Genomic DNA, 17,722 nt, shown 5'->3' with positions numbered 1-17,722 from the left:
CAGTCCCCCATAGATTGATTTTTTTCATTTTGGGGGCTCATCCGTGGAGGATCTTTCCGATGCATGGGGCCGCGATCCCGGTTTCGACACCCTGGCGGTGCGGGCGGGACAGCGGCGGGGTTCGGAACAGGAGCATTCCGACCCCATCTACGCCACCTCCAGCTTCGTCTTCTCCAGCGCCGCCGAGGCGGCCGCCCGCTTCGCCGGCGAGGCGCCGGGCAACATCTACGCCCGCTTCACCAATCCCACGGTGCGCACCTTCCAGGACCGCCTCGCGGCCCTGGAGGGGGGCGAGGCCTGCGTGGCCACCGCCTCGGGCATGGCGGCCATCCTCTCCACCTGCCTGGCCCTGCTGCAGGCGGGGGACCACATCGTCTCCTCCCGTTCCGTCTTCGGTTCCACCACGGCCCTGTTCAGCAACTACCTCACCCGCTTCGGCATCCAGGTGAGCCATGTCCCCCTGGGGGACCTGGGGGCCTGGGAGGCGGCCATGGGGCCGCGCACCCGCATGCTGTTCGTCGAGACCCCGTCCAACCCCCTGGGGGAGGTGGTGGATCTGCAGGCCCTGTCGCGGCTGGCCCGGTCCCGGGACGCCCTCTTGGTGGTGGACAACTGTCTGTGCACCCCGGTGCTGCAGCGCCCCCTGGATCTGGGGGCCGATCTGGTGGTGCATTCGGCCACCAAGTACCTGGACGGGCAGGGCCGCTGCGTGGGCGGGGCTGTGGTGGGGGATGCCGAGCGGGTGGGCAAGGAGGTGTTCGGCTTCCTGCGCACGGCGGGACCCAGCATGAGCCCGTTCAATGCCTGGGTCTTCCTCAAGGGCCTGGAGACCCTGCCTCTGCGCATGCGGGCCCACAGCGCCGCGGCCCTGGAGCTGGCCCGCTGGCTGGAGGGGCACGGGGCGGTGGAACGGGTGCACTACCCGGGGCTGGCCTCCCATCCCGGGCATGGGCTGGCTTCGGTCCAGCAGTCCGGCTTCGGGGGCATCGTCTCCTTCCGGGTGCGGGGCGGCCGGGAGGCGGCCTGGCGGGTGATCGACGCCACCCGGATGCTGTCCATCACCGCCAATCTGGGGGATACCCGCAGCACCGTCACCCATCCGGCCACCACCACCCATGGCCGCCTCACCTCGGAGCAGCGGGCGGAGCAGGGCATCGACGAGGGGTTGATCCGTGTGGCCGTGGGTCTGGAGGACCCGGCGGATATCCGCGCCGATCTGGCCCGGGGGCTGGAGCGGGTGTGAACCGTCCCGGGGGCCTGTACCGGTGGGTTCCGGGGGATCCCGGTGCGCCGCGGGTGGTCACGGGATGCAGCGGCGGAATCCCACCCCGGGGATAGGGGGTTCATTCCACCGGCCAGGTCTCCAGGGCCATGCCTTCGGGGGTGGCCCGCAGCAGACCGCCGGTCTCGTACCAGTCCGGCAGCACGATGCGCCGGGCGGGGGCCCCGTCCAGGGTCAGGTCGTGCAGGGCGGGGCGGTGGGTATGGCCGTGGATGAGGATGCGCACGCCGTTGCGCCGCAGGGCCGCCTCCACCGCCCCGGGGTGGACGTCGGTGATGTCCGCGGGCTTGCGGCGGGTGGAGTGGCGGCTGCGGGCGCGCATGGCTTCCGCCTCGGCATGGCGCTCGGCCAGGGGGCGGGCGAGGAAGGCCGCCTGCCATTGCGGATCCCGCACCATGTCCCGGAAGGCCATGTATTCGTGATCATCGGTGCACAGGCTGTCCCCGTGCATGAGCAGCACGGGGGTGCCGTAGAGATCGATCACCGTCTCCGTGTCCAGCAGCCGGCAGCCACAGCGGCGGGCGAAGCCTTCGCCCACCAGGAAGTCCCGGTTGCCGTGGGTGAAGCACACCGGCACGCCGGCCCGGGCCAGATCGGCCAGGGCGTGGAAGACCGGTTCCAGATGCGGGGCCGGGTCGTCGTCCCCGATCCAGTATTCGAACAGGTCCCCCAGGATGTACAGGGCGTCCGCCTCCCGCGCGGGGCCGCGCAGGAGGCGTTCGAAGGCGGCGAGGATGGCGGGGCGGTCCGGATCCAGGTGCAGGTCCGAGACGAAGAGTGTGGAACGCACCGGACCGCGTTACTGTTCGCTGACGCGGTCGAGGACAATGGGTTCCCGGGGCACATCCTGATGCATGCCGTGGTTGCCCGTGGGTACGGCCACGATGCGTTCCACCACGTCCATCCCCTCCACCACGCGGCCGAAGACGGCATAGCCCCAGCCCTGGGGGTTCTCGGCGGTGAAGTCCAGGAAGCGGTTATGTTCCACGTTGATGAAGAACTGCGCCGTGGCGGAGTGGGGGTTGGGGGTGCGGGCCATGGCCACGGTGCCGGGTTCGTTGCTCAGGCCGTTGTTGGCCTCATTGCGGATGGGGTCGTGGGTGGGTTTTTGCTGCATGTCCGGGGTGAAACCGCCGCCCTGGACCATGAATCCGGGGATCACGCGGTGGAAGATGGTGCCGTCGTAGAACCCTTCGCGCACGTAGCCCAGGAAGTTCTCCACCGTCTCCGGGGCCTTGTCCGGGTAGAGTTCCAGGACGATCGTGCCCATGGTCGTTTCCAGCTGGACCCGTGGGTTTTCGCTTTCAGCCATTACTTGGTTTCCCGTGGTTGTGGACAGCAGGGCCAGGGTGACCAGCAGCCGTCTGAACATGGATCGCATGCGCATCGTGTCGGGCGCCTTGTATCTGTGGGGGTTCCGCCGCCGTGGGTTCCCCGCATCCGTTCTTTTTGGGAGGAGTGGACCGGGCCGATGCCCGCCGGGGTGATGATAGCCTCATGCGTCCTGTGCGGGAAAGCGCGGGGAGAGGTGCCCGGGGTGGAGGGGGTTCCCTGCGCCGGGCCGCCGTGGATCCATCCCTGGAGGCTTGCGCGCCGCCTCCCTGCGGCGCACACCCGTCTCCGGGAACCCCCTCCACCCCGGGCGGGTCTTCCGGACCCTGCGATGGCCGTTGTGGATCCACTCCCCGGGAGCTTGCGCGCCGCTTGATCCAGGGCCATGTTGTGGGGATGTGCGCTGTGCCGTCGATCCCCTTTTGAGCTACCATCCCGCGCCATGCCAGAAGACGCCGACATCGCCATGAAGACCCGTTTCGCCCCCAGTCCCACCGGTCATCTGCACCTGGGCAACCTGCGCACCGCCCTGTTCAACGCCCTGGCCGCCCGGGGCCAGGGGGGGACCTTCCTGCTGCGCATCGAGGACACCGATGCCGAACGCAGCCGTGCGCAGTACACCCGGGACCTGATGGAGGATCTGCGCTGGCTGGGGCTGGACTGGCAGGAGGGGCCGGAGGCGGAGGGGACGGCCGGGCCCTACCTGCAGTCGCAGCGGGGGGAGCTCTACGCCACGTATTTCCGCTTGCTGGAGGAACGGGGTCTGGTCTACCCGTGCTTTTGCAGCGACCAGAGCCTGCGGCTGGCGCGCAAGGCGCAGATGGCCGCGGGGCAGCCGCCCCGCTATCCAGGCACCTGCGCCCGCCTCACCCCGGAGGAGGTGCAGGCACGGCTGGAGCGGGGGGAGCGGCCCACGCTGCGCTTTCGTGTGCCCTGGGGGCGCACGGTGGTCTTTGAGGATCGGGTGCGCGGGCCGCAGCGTTTTGCCACGGATGATATCGGGGATTTCATCATCCGCCGCTCCGACGGAACCCCGTCGTTCTTCTTCAGCAATGCCGTGGATGATGCCCTCATGGGGGTGACCCTCGTCCTGCGCGGGGAGGATCACATCGCCAATACCCCGCGCCAGCTGTTGCTGCTGGAGGCCCTGGGGCTTACCGCCCCGGACTACGGCCATATCTCCCTGATCCTGGATCAGGACGGCGGTCCGCTGTCCAAGCGCAGCGGGGCCCTCAGCCTGCGCCAGTTGCACCGGCAGGGGTATCTGCCCCTGGCCCTGCTGAACCACCTGGCCCGTCTGGGGCATGTCTACGAAGACGATGGCCTCATGGACCGGGACACCCTGGCGGCGCGTTTTGACACCGCCCGCCTGGGCCGGGCACCGGCCCGGCACGACCCGGCGCAACTGGATCACTGGCAGCGTCTGGCGGTGGCGGCGGCCCCGGACGCGGACCTGGTGGCCTGGCTGGAGCCCGACGCCCCCGTGCCGGCGGGGCAGGGCGGGGCGCTGGTGGCGGCGGTGCGGGACAACATCCTCTTCCCGGTGGACTTGAATGCCTGGGCGCGGCGTCTGTTCGCCCCCGAGCCGCCTCTGGACGAGGCCCAGCGGGAGGCGCTGCGCGAGGCCGGCGCCGCCTTCTTTGACGCGGCCCTGGCGGTCCTGGAGGAGGGGCCGAAGGCCTTCCCGGACTTCGCCAAGGCCGTGGGCCGGGCCAGCGGGCACAAGGGCAAGGGCCTGTACATGCCCCTGCGCCTGGCCCTCACCGGCGCCCCTCACGGTCCGGAGATGCACCGGGTCTGGGACCTGCTGGGGCCCGAACAGGTGCGCCGGAGGCTGGAGCAGGCCCGGGATCTGGCCGCCGCCTGAACACCGATGCGCCGTCGGCGGGGGCGCGGGCCCCCGGCGGTGCGCTATCATGAGGCCCTGCGTTTCTCCACCGCCCGCACGGCGGGCGGTACGGCATTCCATCCGCAACCGGCCGAATCCATGCTGAATCTCTACAACACCCTGACCCGTCAGAAGGAACCCTTCCGTCCCATGGAACCGGGCAAGGTGCGCATGTATGTCTGCGGTATGACCGTCTACGACTACTGCCATCTGGGCCATGCCCGGGTGCTGGTGGTCTTTGACATGGTCTACCGCTACCTCCTGGCCCAGGGCTACGAGGTCACCTATGTGCGCAACATCACCGATATCGATGACAAGATCATCCGGCGGGCGGCGGAGAACGGTGAGGCCATCGACGCCCTGACAGGGCGTTTCATCCAGGCCATGCATGAGGACGCCGATGCCCTGGGGGTGCTGCGTCCCACCCACGAGCCCCGGGCGACGCAGCACGTCCACGATATCCTCCACATGATCCAGCGCCTCATGGACCGGGGCTACGCCTACGTTGGGGAGAACGGGGACGTGTACTACAGCGTGTCCCGTTTCGATGGCTACGGACGGCTCTCGGGCCGGCGCCTGGAGGACCTGCGGGCCGGGGAGCGGGTGGCCCCGGACGAATCCAAGCGGGATCCCCTGGACTTCGTGCTGTGGAAGGCCGCCAAGCCCGGTGAGCCCGCCTGGGATTCCCCCTGGGGGCCGGGCCGTCCCGGCTGGCATATCGAGTGCTCGGCCATGTCCACCCATTACCTGGGCAACCACTTCGATCTCCATGGCGGCGGGCAGGACCTGCAGTTCCCCCACCACGAGAACGAGATCGCCCAGAGCGAGGCGGCCACCTGCGAGCATTTCGTCAACTACTGGATGCACAACGGCTTCGTGCGGGTGGATGAGGAGAAGATGTCCAAATCCCTGGGCAACTTCTTCACCGTGCGCCAGGTGCTGGAGCACTACCGGCCGGAGGAGATCCGCTACTTCATCCTGGGCAGCCACTACCGCAGCCCCCTGAACTACAACGACCAGGCCCTGGAGGCCGCGCGCAGCGCCCTGTCCCGCCTGTACACCGCCCTGCGGGGGCTGGAACCGGCGCATCCGGGGGACGCGGGGGCGCCCTGGCGGGACCGCTTCAACGCGGCCATGGACGATGATTTCAACACCCCGGAGGCCCTGTCGGTGCTCTTTGACCTGGCCCGGGAGGTGAACCGTCTGAGACAGACGGACCCGCAGGAAGCCGCCCCCCTGGCGGGTTGCCTGAAGGCCCTGGGAGGGATTCTCGGCCTCCTGCAGGCGGATCCGGAGGGGTTCTTCCAGCAGGATGGGACCGGGGATGCGGTGGATGCCGCGGAGATCGAGGCCCTGATCCAGCAGCGCCTGGAGGCCCGCCAGCGCCGGGACTTCACCGAGGCCGACCGGATCCGGGACGATCTCAAGGCCCGGGGCATCCTGCTGGAGGACGGGCCGGAGGGGACCACCTGGCGGCGGGGGTGACCTTTGGGGCGAGGGAGGGGGCCGGATGCCCTGGCCGGGGCGGCAGGCCCTGCGCCGGGACGCCGTACATCCGTCCCCGGAGGCTCGCGCGCCGCTTCCCTGCGGCGCGCGCCCGGCTCCGGACCTGCCGCCCAGGGTAGGGTCCGAACGGCTTCCCCGACAAGCCTCTAGGGGATCAGCCCCGGAAGACTGGAATGGAGACCCTGCCGGACCTCTCGGCCCATTGGGATCAGGCGGGACAGTCCCCGGCGCGTTCCGAGTCCTCGCAGGCCTGGACGGCGTTCTTCATCAGCATGGCCACGGTCATGGGGCCCACGCCGCCGGGTACGGGGGTGATCCAGGCGGCCCGCTCGGCGGCGGCGTCGAACTGCACGTCCCCCACCAGGGAGCCGTCCTCCTGGCGGTTGATGCCCACGTCGATCACGGTTGCCCCCGGCTGCACCCACTCCCCGGGCACCAGCCGCGGCCGGCCCGCGGCGGCCACCAGGATGTCGGCGCGCTGGACGTGGCTCTCCATCTCCCGGGTGAAGCGGTGGCATACCGTCACCGTGGCCCCGGCCAGCATGAGCTCCAGGGCCATGGGCCGGCCCACGATGTTGGAGGCGCCGATGATCACGGCATGACGGCCCTTGTAGGTCTCCCCCGTGTGGTCCAGCAGGCGCCGGATGCCAAAGGGGGTGCAGGGCCGCAGCCGCGGCAGGCGCAGGGCCAGGCGGCCCATGTTGTAGGGGTGAAAACCGTCCACATCCTTGGCCGGGTCGATGCGCTCGATCACCTTCTCCTGGTCGATGTGCCGGGGCAGGGGCAGCTGCACCAGGATGCCGTCCACGGCGGGGTCGGCATTGAGTTCGTCGATGACATCCAAAAGGTCCCCCAGGGAGACGTTGTCCGGCAGGTCGATGGACTGGGAGACCATGCCCACCGCCTCGCAGGTGCGGCGCTTGTTGCGCACGTAGATCTGCGAGGCGGCGTCCTGGCCCACCAGCACCACCGCCAGGCCCGGTGGACGGCGCCCGGCGGCGATGCGGGCGTCCACCGCCTGGCGGACCTCCTCTTGAACGGTCTTGGCGATGGCGCGGCCGTCGATGATCTGGGCGGGCATGGGGAATGTCCTGAAGGCTTGATGGATGAAGCAATTTTCCCATGTTGCATCACTCCCGCCAAGCCACGCCATGGCACAGGAGGCGTTGCACAGGAACCCGGGCCAGGGCGGACCCCGGCCGGATGGTCCGGGGTTGGTTTTGCCCGGGGGCTTTGCTAGAGTCAAATACAAGGAGATTCCATGATGATCCATCCCAGCGCACAGTCCGGTATCCGTGGCGTGCCCCACCAGGGCGCGGCGATGCACGTGCGCCTCCCCAGCCTGTCCCTGACTGCCCTCCTGCGACTGCCGCGCTAGCGGCGCATACTTCGCCTGGCGAGGCCAAACGCATCCGCGACGCAGGAAAGACCCGGCCCGAAGGGGCGGAGGGTCCATGTGGCATTCGATCCGTATCAAGTGGCCGGCACCGGGCCGGACCACGGGAGTTCAGAGACATGGCAGGCAAAGACAAGCTCTACATCTTCGACACCACCCTTCGCGACGGCGAGCAGAGCCCCGGCGCGTCCATGACCCGCGAGGAGAAGATCCGCATCGCCAAGGGTCTGGAAAAGATGCGCGTGGACGTCATCGAGGCCGGGTTCCCCGCCGCCAGCATCGGCGATTTCGAATCCGTCCAGGCGGTGGCCCGGGCCGTGCGCGAGAGCACCGTCTGCGGCCTGGCCCGGGCCCGGGAGGCGGATATCGACCGTGCCGGGGAGGCCCTGAAGGAGGCCGCTTCCGCCCGCATCCACACCTTCCTCGCCACCTCGCCCATCCATATGGAGCACAAGCTCAGGATGAGCCCCGATGAGGTGCTGGAACAGGCGGTGGCCGCCGTGCGCCGGGCCCGGCAGTGGACCGACAACGTGGAGTTCTCGCCGGAGGACGCGGGCCGCTCCGAACTGGACTTCCTCTGCCGGGTCATCGAGGCCGTCATCGACGCCGGGGCCCGCACCATCAACATCCCCGACACCGTGGGCTACAACATCCCCGAGCAGTTCGGCGCACTGATCCGCAACCTGCGCGAGCGCATCCCCAACGCCGACCAGGCCGTGTTCTCCGTGCACTGCCACAACGACCTGGGGGTGGCCGTGGCCAATTCCCTGGCGGCGGTGCTCAACGGGGCGCGGCAGGTGGAGTGCACCATCAACGGCCTGGGGGAACGGGCCGGCAACGCCGCCCTGGAGGAGGTGGTCATGGCGGTGCGCACCCGCCAGGATCATTTCCCCTGCGACACCACCCTGGATACCACCCAGATCGTGCCCTGCTCGCGGCTGGTCTCCACCATCACCGGCTTCCCGGTGCAGCCCAACAAGGCCATCGTCGGGGCCAACGCCTTCGCCCACGAGTCGGGTATCCATCAGGACGGTGTGCTCAAACACCGGGATACCTACGAGATCATGCGCGCCCAGGATGTGGGCTGGTCCGACAACCGCATCGTGCTGGGCAAGCACTCGGGCCGCAATGCCTTCCGCGCGCGGCTGAAGGATCTGGCCATCGACTTCGACTCCGAGGAGGAACTCAACGAGGCCTTCGCCCGGTTCAAGGAGCTGGCGGACAAGAAGCACGAGATCTACGACGAGGACCTCCAGTCCCTGGCCACCGAGGCGGCCATCGCCATGGAATACGAGCGGGTCAAGCTGGTGTCCCTGCGGGTGTGCTCCGAGACCGGCGAGACCCCGGTGGCCACCCTCACCCTGAACGTGGAGGGGGAGGAGCACCACGGCGAGGCGGACGGCAGCGGCCCCGTGGATGCCGCCTTCAAGGCCATCGAGACGGTGATGCACAGCCATACCGAACTGCTGCTCTATTCGGTGAACAACATCACCAGCGGCACGGATGCCCAGGGGGAGGTGACCGTGCGTCTGGAGAAGGCCGGCCGCATCGTCAACGGCCAGGGGGCCGACACCGACATCGTCATCGCCTCCGCCAAGGCCTATCTCAACGCCCTCAACCGCCTGGTGACCCCGGACCGCCGGCCCCATCCGCAGCACGGGGATGTCTGAGGCGGGCCCGGGCATGGATGAGGCCTGGCGACGGCGCTGCCTGCGGGCCATGGGGATCCAGCTCTGGATCCCCCGGGCCGGACAATCCGCCGCCGTCTCTTTGCCCCCTGCGCCGGATGAGGCCCCTGGGATGCCGTCCGCGGCCCTCGATGGGGCCCGGGCGGCGCCGGCGGGTGTCCCCTCCCGGGACCAGCCCCAGGACCAGCCCCAGGACCAGCCGGATGGTCGGCCGGATGGGGATCCCCAAGCGATGCGGGAGGGGTGGGTCCCTCCCGATCCGGGGCGTAACGATGCCCCCCCGGAGGCGGCGGTGTCCGGGGCGGTCTCCCCTGGCGAGATCATGCCCCCGTCGATGTCCCCTGCCCCGGGGCAGGGGGCGGCACAGGCAACACAGGATGCACGGGAGGAGCCGGATCAGCACACCGCCAGCGCCGGGGCGGATGAGGCCGACCCCGATGGAGTGGCCGATCTGGACTGGGCGGCCCTGCAGGCCCGGGTCGCGGCCTGCACCCTGTGCCCGGACCTGGCCCGCAACCGCAACCACACCGTCTTTGGTACCGGTGATCCCGGGGCCGGCTGGATGTTCATCGGCGAGGCCCCGGGGGCCGAGGAGGACCGGCGGGGCGAGCCCTTCGTGGGCCGCGCCGGACGGCTCCTGGACCGCATGCTGGCGGCCCTGGGCATGGACCGGGAGCAGGGGGTCTACATCGCCAACATCCTCAAGTGCCGCCCCCCCAACAACCGGGATCCCAGGCCCGAAGAGGCCCGTGCCTGCCGGCCCTACCTGGACCGGCAGATCGCCCTGGTGCGCCCCCGGGTCCTGGTGGCCCTGGGCCGCGTCGCCGCCCAGAACCTGCTGGACACGACCGAGCCCCTGGGGCGCCTGCGGGGCCGCATCCTGGACTACCGCGGCACCCCCCTGGTGGTGACCTATCACCCCGCCTATCTGCTGAGAAAGCCCCAGGACAAGCGCAAGGCCTGGGATGACCTGTGCCTGGCCCGGCGGGCCGTGCAGGGGGAGGGGACGGAACCGCGGGGGTGGTCCTGATCCATGTCCCTGAAAGTCACGATCCTGGAGCGCCGGAAGTCGTCATGAATGCCGTCACCGCCCTGAAGCTGGAACTGCGCCCCATGCAACGCGGTGATCTGCCCCGGGTGATGGAGGTGGAACCCAGGGCCTACTCCCATCCCTGGACCGTGGGGATCTTCCGCGACTGCCTGCGGGTGGGCTATTCCTGCTGGGTGGTGGAGGCCCCCCAGGTGGACGAACTCATCGGCTACGGGGTCCTGTCCCTGGCCGTGGGGGAGTGCCATATCCTCAACCTCACGGTGCGCCCGGAACGCCAGGGGCAGGGCCATGGCCGTCACCTGCTGCGGGCCTTCCTGGACAAGGCGCGGGAGCGCGGGGCGGAAACCGCCTTTTTGGAGGTGCGCCCGTCCAACACCCCGGCCCTGGCCCTCTACCGCTCCGAGGGTTTCAACGAGGTGGGGCTGCGCCGGGGCTATTACCCCGCCGGCCGGGGGCGGGAGGACGCCCTGGTGATGGCCCGCCAGCTGTGATCATCCCGTTCTGCCCCGCCGGTGGGGGTGGCAGTGCCTTTTCGGGTCGGGAATCGTTACCATACCCAGTCCCGACCGCATACCGTATCTGGAATCCGCACCTTTGAGCGCTACCGAGCAGACCCCGGATGGCATGGACGCCACAGGCGATGCCGTCCCTGGTGACTCCCTCACCGCGACCCCGGACGGGACCGCCGCGGACATGCACCCCGCCGCGACGCAGCCGGTGCTCACCCTGGTGGGCATCGGTGCCTCGGCCGGGGGGATCGAGGCCCTGGGGCGCATGGTCTCGGCCCTGCCGGCGTGTACGGGCATGGCCTACGTGGTGGCCCAGCACCTGTCCCCGGACTACCAGAGCATGCTGCGGGACATCCTGGGGCGGGAGGCCGCGATGCCGGTGGAGGAGATCCAGGACGGCCTGCGTCCGGGACCCGACACCCTCTACACCACCCCCGCGGGCCACAACGTGCTGCTGGAGGAGGGGTGCTTCCGCCTGCGCCGCACCAGCACCCGCGGCATCCCCAAACCCTCCATCGACCTGCTGTTCCGCTCCCTGGCCGTGGAACTGGGGGATCATGCCATCGGTGTGATCCTCTCCGGCACCGGCTCCGACGGGGCCGATGGTCTGCGCGCCATCAAGCAGGCGGCGGGCCGGGTCTTCGTCCAGGACGAGGCCACGGCCAAGTATCCCGGCATGCCCCAGGCGGCCCTGGCCACCGGGGTGGTGGACCGGGCCATGTCCCCGGAGCAGATCGCCGGGGCCATCGCCGCGATCGCCCGCGGCGAGCCCGGTCCCCCACCGCGCAAGGCGGAGGACCTGGGGGACCCCGGCACGGTGGAGCGCATCCTGCGGCAGGTGCGGGAGCACACCGGCGTCGATCTGAACCACTACAAGGAGGGGACCCTGCTGCGCCGCCTGCAGCGCCGCCTGGATCACACCGGGTGCTCCACGCTGGAGGACTACCTGACGCATCTCGGGGATCATCCCGGCGAGGCGGAGGCCCTGGTGCGGGAGCTGCACATCGTGGTCACCAGCTTCTTCCGGGACGAGAGGCCCTTTGCCGAACTGCGCACCGCCCTGGAACAACGCATCCAGGAGCGGGGGGACCGGGAGCCCCTGCGCCTGTGGGTGCCCGGCTGCGCCACCGGGGAGGAGGCCTATTCCGTGGGCATCCTGGTGCAGGAGATCCTGCGCACCCAGGGGCGGGACCTGCGCCTGCAGATCTATGCCACCGACGTGGACGTGGACGCCCTGGCCACCGCCCGGCGGGGCATCTACAGCGCCGGTGCCCTGGAGGTGATGCACCCCGAACTCCTGCAACGCTACTTCAGCCGGCGGCGGGACCAGTTCCAGGTGAGCCAGGCCCTGCGGGATGTCATCGTCTTCGCCCGCCACGACCTGCTGCGGGATCCCCCCTTCCTGCACCTGGATGCGGTCAGTTGCCGTAACCTGCTCATCTACCTCAAGGCCTCCGTGCAGGAACGGGTCCTGGAGCGCTTCCACTACGCCCTGCAGGTGGACGGCCTGCTGTTCCTGGGGCGATCCGAGACCCCCGGCGGGCTCCAGCATCTGTTCGACACCCGCTCCAAGGCCGGGCGCATCTACCGGCGCCTGCCCGGCGATGCCCGCTATTCCGGCGCCGGCATGGGCAGCCCCCGTTCGGGACGGACGCGGCGGCGGACGCAGGCCAGTGGCGACTCCCGGGAGCTGCAGCAGGTGCTGGACGTGCTCATGGAGGCGTATGCCCCGCCCGGCCTGGTGCTCACCGAACAGCTGGAGATCCGGCGCGTGCTGGGGCGGGCGGGGGATCATCTCTCCCACGGCGCGGGCCAGACCAGCCTCAACGCCATGGAACTGCTGCCCCGGGAACTGGCCATGGAACTGCGCGGCCTGGTGGCCCGGGTGCAGCGCTCCGGCGAGATGGCCCGTGGCCGGGCCCTGGCCTCCCCCGCCGCAGAGGCCACAGAGGCGGTGCGACTTGCGGTGCGCCGGTTGTCCCAGGCGGAGGGGGACCTGTTCCTGGTGCTGTTCGAGCCCGCCGCGGGCCGGCCGCCGCCCCTGGAGGCCGCCGCCGAGGGGGTGCAGGGCAACGGCGACCTGGTGCATGCCCTGGAGCACGAACTCGCCGCCACGCGGGAACACCTGCAGACGGTGGTGGAGGAACTGGAGACCACCAACGAGGAATTGCAGTCCTCCAACGAGGAACTGCAGTCCACCAATGAAGAGTTGCAGTCCTCCAACGAAGAGTTGGAGACCTCCAACGAGGAGTTGCAGGCCACCAACGAGGAACTGTTCACCGTCAACCAGGAGCTGCAGAACAAGAGCGAGGAGCTGGCGAGCCTCAACGCCACCCTGGCCAACGTCAAGGACAGCCTGCCCTATGCCCTGCTGGTGGTGGACCGCAACCAGGCCCTCACCCTGATCAATCCCGGCGCCACGACGGTGTTCGGCGTCACCGAGGCGGATGTGGGCAAGCCCCTGGCCGGGGTGGACTCCCTGCGCGGGGTGCCCGGTCTCATGGATCTGGTGAACCGGGTGCTGACCTCCGGGGAGCCCGTGCAGGAACAGATCTCCGAACCGGGGCCGCATCTGCTGCGCATCCAGCCCTTCACCGATGCCGCGGGACGGGAGCAGGGGGCCCTGCTGTCCTTCTGGGACAACGCCGAGATCCTGGAGGCCCACCGCGCCCTGCGGGAGAGCGAGTCCCAGCTGCGCCAGATCCTGGACAAGTCGCCCCTGTGGAGCTACGTGAAGGACCGGGCCGGCCGCTACCGCCTGGTGAGCCAGCGTTTCCTGGGGGGGATCGGCCAGACCCAGGAGGCGGTCATCGGCCACGTGGACGAGGAGCTCTTCCCGCCGGAGATCGCGCGCCTGCTGCGCCTGGCGGACCACGAGGCCATGGCCGTGGACGGCATCCTGGAGCGGGAGCATCACCTGGAGCTGGACGGGCACGAGGTGGTGCTGCTGGCGCAGCATTTCGCCCTGCGCGATGAGCGCGGGGTGGCCAATGCTGCCTGCATGAAGGCCCTGGACATCACCGCCCGCAAGCAGGACGAGCGTCGCCTGGCCCGGGCCCGGGACGAGGCGGAGAAGGCCAACCGGGCCAAGACCGATTTCCTCTCCCACATGAGCCATGAACTGCGCACCCCCCTCAACGCCATCCTGGGGTTCGCCCAGATCCTGGAGGTGGAATGCCGGGACGGTGAGGGGGAGGCGGTGCGGGAGATCCTCGCCGCCGGCTGGCACCTGCTGGCCCTGATCAACGACATCCTGGACCTGTCCATGCTGGAGAGCGGACGCCTCCAGGTGGACAGCCACAGCGTCGAACTGGCACAGATCATCGACGAATGTGCCGCCACCCTGCGGCAGATGGCCCAGGACAAGGGGGTGGACCTGCAGGTGGAGCCCCAGGAGGGGGTCTATGTGCGGGCCGACGCCACCCGCCTGCGCCAGGTGCTCATCAACCTGCTCTCCAACGCCATCAAGTACAACCAGCCGGAAGGATGGGTGCGGGTGCGTACCCGGATGGGGCCGAAGCGGGTGGCCATCCGGGTGGAGGACAACGGCATCGGCATGAGTGCCGAGGAGATGGCCTCCCTGTTCCAGCCCTTCGAGCGCCCGGGACGCGCCCAGGACCAGGTCGAGGGGGTGGGCATCGGCCTGTCCCTGTCGCGCCGGCTGGTGGACATGATGCACGGCAGCCTGGAGGTGGAGAGCGAACCCGACCGGGGCAGTGTCTTCACCGTGGACCTGCCCCGGGAGCATCCCCAGGGACATCCCACCCGTACCGGGGTCTGCGCCCAGGAGGCCGCCACAGAGACAGAGAAGCCTTCCCTGGATCTGGACGTGATCTATGTGGAGGACAATGCCGCCAACCTGAAGCTGGTGCGCCGGCTCATGCAGACCGTCTCCGGGGTGCGGCTCAGGGAGGCGGTGAATGGGGATCAGGGGCTGGAGGCGGCACGCCGGCAGCCCCCGGATCTCATCCTGCTGGACCTGAACCTGCCGGACATGCACGGCTTTGAGGTGCTCTCGCGCCTGCGGGCGGACCGGCGCACCGCCGGCATCCCCGTGGTGGCGGTGAGCGCCGACGCCGGGGAACTGCGCATCACCGAGGCCCTGGAACGGGGCTTTTGCGCCTACATCGAGAAGCCCTTCCGGCTCTCGGACCTGGAGGAGGTGCTTTCCGCCTTCGGCCATCCGGCCTGAGGCATCCGCTCCGCCCCCCGGTCAGCGGTCCTCCAGCATGCCGTCCAGGACCGCCAGGAAGCGTTCCACCTCCAGGGGCTTGGTGAGGTAGGCGTCGAAGCCCGCGTCCCGCCCCCGCTCCACGTCCCGGTGGGTGGCGAAGGCGGTGAGGGCCACCACCGGGATGTGGGCGGTGGACGCATCCGCCCGCAGCCGCGAGAGCACCTGGTAGCCGTCCTGCTCGGGCATATTGATGTCCAGCAGGATCAGTTCGGGGCGGTGGGCCATGGCCAGCTCCAGGCCCAGGCGCGGGTCCGGCGCGCTCAGCAGGGTCACCTGGGGGCGGCGGGTGAGGATCTGGGACACCAGACGCAGGTTGGCCGGGTTGTCGTCGATATGCAGCACCGTGCGCGTGCCCCCATCCCCCTGGGCGGGTAGGGCGGTGGTGGTGGCGGCGCGGTGGGTGCTGCGGGCCTCGGCCGTACCCCGGGGCAGGCGCACGCGGAAGGTGCTGCCCTCACCGCAGGTGCTCTCCACGCGGATCTCGCCGTCCATGATCTGCACCAGCCGCAGGGAGATGGCCAGGCCGATGCCGGTACCCTCCACGCCGCTGTTGCCGTCCTCCAGGCGGCTGAAGGGTTCGAACAGGTCGTCGATGCGCTCCTGGGGGATCCCCTTGCCCGTGTCGGTCACGGCGATCTCCACCTGGTCGTCCGTGGCCTCCATGCGCAGGGTCACCTGACCCTGGTCCCGGTTGTATTTGATGGCATTGGAGAGCAGGTTGATGAGCACCTGTTTGAGGCGGATGCGGTCCGCCCGGGCGGCCAGCTCCGTCTCCGGGCCCGGATCGATGCGGATGCCGCGGCGATCCGCCAGGGGGGTGACCAGGGTCAGGCACTCCTCCAGCAGTTCCCCCAGGGGGATGTCCTCGATGGAGAGTTCCACCCGGCCGGATTCCACGCTGGCCAGGTCCAGGACCTCGTTGATGAGATCCAGCAGATGCCGGCCCCCCTTGAGGATCTCGCGCACGTTCTCCGCCTGCATCTCCCCCAGCGCGGGGTCCGTCTCCAGGAGCTGGGCAAAGCCCAGCACCGCGTTCATGGGGGTGCGCAGTTCGTGGCTCATGCTGGAGAGGAACTCGGATTTGGCCTGGCTGGCCCGCTCCGCCTCCTCCTTGGCATGCCGAAGTTCCGCCTCGGCCCGTTTCATGGCCGTGATGTCCATGTGACTCACCACCAGCCTATGGTCCTCGTCGGGACCCGACTTCAGGGGGGCTGCCCGTACCAGGAACACCGCCCCTCCCAGGGGGAACTCTCCCTCGAACAGTCCCGTCTCCTGTCGCAGGACATGCCGGATGCCTTCGGCCACGCCCCGGGCCTCGCCGCCGCCGGCCCCCTCCAGGGCATCACAGGCGTCCAGGTAGTTCTCCCCTTCACCAAAACGATCCCAATGGGGCTTGTAGTGGCGGGCGTACTCGCTCCAGGAGCGGTTGACGGTGATGATGTCGCCATGGGCATCCAGCACGCAGATGCTGGAGCGCAGGGAGTCGATGATGGCCTGGGTGAACTGCAGGGCGCGGGTCTCCCGTTCGTGGGCGGCCGCCTCCACGGCCTTGCGCCGGCGGTTCATCTGCATCTGGAAGAGGGCGTAGGAGATGTCCTCCACGATCCCCTTCACCAGTTGCAGCACCTCGGGGGTGAAGTATTCCCCCTGGCGGGAGAGAAAGCTGGCCATGCCCAGGAGCTGGTCCCCGCGAAAGAGGGGGAAGTGGCCGCAGTTGCGCAGGTGAAGGCGGCGGGCCTGTTCGCGCCAGGCGGCGGGGATCTTGGGGTCCTCGGCATCGCCGCACAGCAGGGGGCGCTCACGGATGAAGTCCCAGGGGTGGGCGCGGATCACCTCCCAGACGGCGTCCAGGGGCAGGGCGCGGGCCTGCTCCGGGTCCAGTCCGTGCACGGCGGTGGGGGTCAGGGGGGCGTTGCCGGTGCGGCGCAGGCTGATGATGCACACATCGAAGCCCCCCTGTTCCACAATGATGCGGGCCGCCTGGCGCAGCAGGCGGGTCTCATCCTCGATGCGGGTGATGGCCTGGTTTACCTGGCTGCGGGTCACGTACAGGCGGGTGACCTGCTGCAGCCGGGCCTCGGCCGCCTTGCGCGCGGTGATGTCCCGGTTCACCCCGCGGCGGCCCAGGTAGCGCCCGTCCTCCCCCTGCACGGGGCGGCACTGGTGCTCGATCCAGCGGATGCCACCGTCCGGATGCTTCAGGCGCAGTTCCAGGGCCTCATGTTCATGGGGGCTTTCGCCGTGCACCGCCTCTTCCAGATGCTGCAGCCACAGGGGGCGGTCCTCGGGGTGCACCAGGGTGGCCATGAGGTCCGGGTTTTCCATGAAGGCCTCGGGCGGGTGGCCGCTGATGGATTCGCAGCCCGGGGAGACATAGACATAGTGCCGGTCCGGTCCATACCAGTACTCCCAGTCCGGGGAATAGTGGGCGGCGACACGGTAGCGCAGTTCGACGCGCTCCAGCCGCTCCCGGGCCGCATCCAGCTGCCGGCGCAGGGTCTCCGTTTTTGTCTCTGTCTCCTGCCAGCGGGCCTGGATCTCGCGCAGCAGTTGTTCGGTCTGTCGGTGATCGCCTTCCCTGAGGGCGCGCAGGGCGCGCGCCGGCACGTCGTCCTTCGGCGTCTGGTTGTCGGGCATGGCGGACTCTGTTCGGGGCTCGGGGGGAGGGGCATGGGGCCGCGCCGTGGCACCCTGCATGACCCGGCAGGACTTTATAGGAGTCCCCGGGTTGACACAATGCAACCGGGAAGTGCGCAACCCCCATACCCTTGGCCGGGTCAACCGTATCCGCCGCGGCGCGTATAGCCCCATGAACGCATCACAACACCGCAACCCG

At 69.6% G+C, this 17,722-nt stretch carries 11 protein-coding genes; 7 read left to right on the top strand and 4 right to left on the bottom strand.

What is annotated here, in order from left to right:
• Positions 1 to 43 precede the first annotated feature (43 nt).
• Complete coding sequence (locus CKO33_RS03050) at positions 44 to 1,243, top strand: O-succinylhomoserine sulfhydrylase (protein WP_200179175.1); 1,200 nt, start codon at positions 44 to 46, stop codon at positions 1,241 to 1,243.
• 100 nt (positions 1,244 to 1,343) lie between these two features.
• On the opposite strand, the gene CKO33_RS03045 is transcribed toward CKO33_RS03050, so the two are convergent.
• Both CKO33_RS03045 and CKO33_RS03040 read right to left on the bottom strand, forming a co-directional pair.
• Positions 1,344 to 2,072, bottom strand: a complete 729-nt coding sequence (locus CKO33_RS03045) for a UDP-2,3-diacylglucosamine diphosphatase (RefSeq protein WP_200179173.1) — start codon at positions 2,070 to 2,072, stop codon at positions 1,344 to 1,346.
• Between the two features lie 9 nt (positions 2,073 to 2,081).
• Positions 2,082 to 2,654 (bottom strand): peptidylprolyl isomerase, encoded by a 573-nt coding sequence (locus CKO33_RS03040; RefSeq protein WP_274600724.1) that lies wholly within the window; start codon positions 2,652 to 2,654, stop codon positions 2,082 to 2,084.
• 402 nt (positions 2,655 to 3,056) lie between these two features.
• On the opposite strand from CKO33_RS03040, the gene gltX reads away from it, so the two are divergent.
• Together gltX and cysS are read left to right on the top strand one after the other, a co-directional pair.
• Positions 3,057 to 4,481 (top strand): glutamate--tRNA ligase, encoded by a 1,425-nt coding sequence (gltX, locus tag CKO33_RS03035; RefSeq protein ID WP_200179171.1) that lies wholly within the window; start codon positions 3,057 to 3,059, stop codon positions 4,479 to 4,481.
• A 120-nt stretch (positions 4,482 to 4,601) separates the two neighbouring features.
• Positions 4,602 to 5,987, top strand: coding sequence for a cysteine--tRNA ligase (gene cysS / locus CKO33_RS03030; protein WP_200179229.1), 1,386 nt, complete (start codon positions 4,602 to 4,604; stop codon positions 5,985 to 5,987).
• 229 nt (positions 5,988 to 6,216) lie between these two features.
• On the opposite strand, the gene folD is transcribed toward cysS, so the two are convergent.
• Positions 6,217 to 7,089: a bifunctional methylenetetrahydrofolate dehydrogenase/methenyltetrahydrofolate cyclohydrolase FolD gene (folD, locus tag CKO33_RS03025; RefSeq protein ID WP_200179169.1), complete on the bottom strand. Its 873-nt coding sequence runs from the start codon at positions 7,087 to 7,089 to the stop codon at positions 6,217 to 6,219.
• A gap of 434 nt (positions 7,090 to 7,523) precedes the next feature.
• On the opposite strand from folD, the gene CKO33_RS03020 reads away from it, so the two are divergent.
• From CKO33_RS03020 to CKO33_RS03005, 4 genes are all read left to right on the top strand, one after another.
• The gene (locus tag CKO33_RS03020) at positions 7,524 to 9,074 is read left to right on the top strand and encodes a 2-isopropylmalate synthase (protein ID WP_200179167.1); all 1,551 of its coding nucleotides are present in this window, start codon (positions 7,524 to 7,526) and stop codon (positions 9,072 to 9,074) included.
• 340 nt (positions 9,075 to 9,414) lie between these two features.
• Positions 9,415 to 10,122, top strand: coding sequence for a uracil-DNA glycosylase (locus CKO33_RS03015; protein WP_439099414.1), 708 nt, complete (start codon positions 9,415 to 9,417; stop codon positions 10,120 to 10,122).
• 44 nt (positions 10,123 to 10,166) lie between these two features.
• Positions 10,167 to 10,634, top strand: a complete 468-nt coding sequence (rimI, locus tag CKO33_RS03010) for a ribosomal protein S18-alanine N-acetyltransferase (RefSeq protein ID WP_200179165.1) — start codon at positions 10,167 to 10,169, stop codon at positions 10,632 to 10,634.
• Between the two features lie 103 nt (positions 10,635 to 10,737).
• Complete coding sequence (locus tag CKO33_RS03005) at positions 10,738 to 14,844, top strand: chemotaxis protein CheB (protein ID WP_200179161.1); 4,107 nt, start codon at positions 10,738 to 10,740, stop codon at positions 14,842 to 14,844.
• A gap of 21 nt (positions 14,845 to 14,865) precedes the next feature.
• Here the strand turns inward: CKO33_RS03005 and CKO33_RS03000 are convergent, their stop codons facing one another.
• Entirely contained in the window at positions 14,866 to 17,523 is a 2,658-nt protein-coding gene (locus CKO33_RS03000) for an ATP-binding protein (RefSeq protein WP_200179159.1), read from the bottom strand.
• Positions 17,524 to 17,722: the final 199 nt, after the last annotated feature.

It is taken from the genome of Ectothiorhodospira mobilis, from assembly GCF_016584115.1.
Taxonomy (GTDB): Bacteria; Pseudomonadota; Gammaproteobacteria; order Ectothiorhodospirales; family Ectothiorhodospiraceae; genus Ectothiorhodospira; species Ectothiorhodospira mobilis.
Note: the sequence above shows the minus strand (reverse complement) of the source record. Positions and strands in the feature narration are given on the sequence as shown.

Excerpts from the sequence above, each read along its gene's own strand:
- CKO33_RS03040 (WP_274600724.1), bottom strand. The coding sequence starts at position 2,654 with ATGTTCAGACGGCTGCTGGTCACCCTGGCCCTGCTGTCCACAACCACG.
- gltX (WP_200179171.1), top strand. The coding sequence starts at position 3,057 with ATGCCAGAAGACGCCGACATCGCCATGAAGACCCGTTTCGCCCCCAGT.
- cysS (WP_200179229.1), top strand. The coding sequence starts at position 4,602 with ATGCTGAATCTCTACAACACCCTGACCCGTCAGAAGGAACCCTTCCGT.
- folD (WP_200179169.1), bottom strand. The coding sequence starts at position 7,089 with ATGCCCGCCCAGATCATCGACGGCCGCGCCATCGCCAAGACCGTTCAA.
- CKO33_RS03020 (WP_200179167.1), top strand. The coding sequence starts at position 7,524 with ATGGCAGGCAAAGACAAGCTCTACATCTTCGACACCACCCTTCGCGAC.
- CKO33_RS03015 (WP_439099414.1), top strand. The coding sequence starts at position 9,415 with ATGCCCCCGTCGATGTCCCCTGCCCCGGGGCAGGGGGCGGCACAGGCA.
- rimI (WP_200179165.1), top strand. The coding sequence starts at position 10,167 with ATGAATGCCGTCACCGCCCTGAAGCTGGAACTGCGCCCCATGCAACGC.
- CKO33_RS03000 (WP_200179159.1), bottom strand. The coding sequence starts at position 17,523 with ATGCCCGACAACCAGACGCCGAAGGACGACGTGCCGGCGCGCGCCCTG.